At 61.7% G+C, this 1,544-nt stretch carries 2 protein-coding genes; one reads left to right on the forward strand and one right to left on the reverse strand.

The window, feature by feature from the left end; all coding sequences use genetic code 11:
• The first annotated feature begins 289 nt into the window (after nt 1–289).
• Nucleotides 290–1,057, forward strand: coding sequence for a glutathione peroxidase (locus AC1D0Z_RS21410; RefSeq protein ID WP_477660170.1), 768 nt, complete (start codon nt 290–292; stop codon nt 1,055–1,057).
• Here the strand turns inward: AC1D0Z_RS21410 and AC1D0Z_RS21415 are convergent.
• A partial coding sequence (locus AC1D0Z_RS21415; RefSeq protein WP_477660171.1) for a HipA domain-containing protein occupies nt 1,050–1,544 on the reverse strand: 495 nt, incomplete at its 5' end. The genes AC1D0Z_RS21410 and AC1D0Z_RS21415 overlap by 8 nt on opposite strands.

Here is a 1,544-nt window from a genome sequence, read left to right on the forward strand (position 1 = left end):
CCTTCGGGCATTCAAGGCTTTCTGTGCCGCCTGGACACGGCAGGCGGTCGTGAGATTCTGGTGCGCCGCGCACACCAGGCGATGTGGGCCGAGGCCGGGCGCCACTGACGGTGCGCATGTGGCCAGTACGTGGGATTGCCCTACAGCAATGTCATCGCTGTCCGACAGCCCGCGGCACGCCGCCGTCCCCACAATCAGCCCAAGGGCATTGACATATGCAGTGGTGCTCTTTCCTGCGACTGCCACCCTGCGGCACTGCGCCGGGCTCTTTTTCACCAAAGGATTTCCCATGCTTCCCAACAACGAGGGACAGCGCGTCCCTGACGTCACCTTCAAGACACGCCAGAACGACCAGTGGGCCGATGTGAAAACGGCCGACCTGTTTTCCGGCAAGAACGTTGTGGTGTTCTCACTGCCCGGCGCCTATACACCCACCTGCTCTTCCACCCATCTGCCACGCTTTAATGCACTGGCCAACACCTTCAAGGCCAACGGCATTGACGACGTCATCTGCCTTTCGGTCAATGACGCCTTTGTGATGAACGAATGGGGCAAGGCGCAGGAATGCGGCAACATCACGCTCATTCCGGACGGCAATGGCGACTTCACCCGCGGCATGGGCATGCTCGTTGACAAGAGCGATCTCGGCTTCGGCAAGCGATCCTGGCGTTATTCCATGCTGGTGCGGGACGGCGTGATCGAAAAGATGTTCATCGAGCCGGAAAAAGAAGGCGACCCGTTCGAGGTGTCGGACGCGGACACCATGCTCAAGTATGTGGCCCCGCAGGCCGTAGCGCCGGAGCCTGTCACCCTCTTCACCAAGCCTGGCTGTCCGTTCTGCGCCAAGGCAAAGGCCCTGCTGGACGAGGCCGGCCTCAGTTACGAGGAAATCACGCTGGGCCGGGGCATCACCACCAATACGCTGCAAGCGGTAGCGGGCGCGGGAACGACACCCCAGGTGTTTTCGGGTGGAAAAAAAATCGGTGGATCGGAAGACCTGCAAGCCTGGCTACAAGCCTCGCGGCCTGACGCCGAGCCACGGCAATTTCTCAGCTAGCTGACCGCAGTTCCCTGCGCCTGGCCCCAGCAGCCCGCCGGGCGCGCCAGCTGATCACCGCATCGCAGCTTTCGAAGTGTTTGAGCAGGTTCTGCTTTTGCCGCTCCAGCAAACCACTTTCAGCAATCATTGCCGGCCACGACTCGCAGGCTTTGCCCACGGCTTCATTGAGCACGCCGCGCACCCGCGTTTCAAACATGCCCGTGGCGTTGCTAAAGCTGCGCAAGGTCTGGGCGGTGAGCCGGGCCTGTTTTTCACCACCAGGCACAAAGCGCAGCGCATGGCCACGCCCGCCAAGATAGGCCGCGTAGGCCACCACGTCATAGGCCGGCGACAACCGGGGCGTGCGGCCATCCGGATACAGCACGCCGAAATTCTTCACGTGTGCGTCGTAGTTGCCGAGCATTTCATTGACCATCACGCGGCGTATCAACTCTTCGGCTGCGCTCTCTCCCGCCTCTGCCGGCAAGCTCATGCCTTCACGCAG

This window comes from Polaromonas sp. P1_E3, from assembly GCF_056405935.1.

What these genes read in the sequence shown, in the direction of transcription:
- AC1D0Z_RS21410 (WP_477660170.1), top strand. Translation starts at nt 290, where the DNA reads ATGCTTCCCAACAACGAGGGACAGCGCGTCCCTGACGTCACCTTCAAG.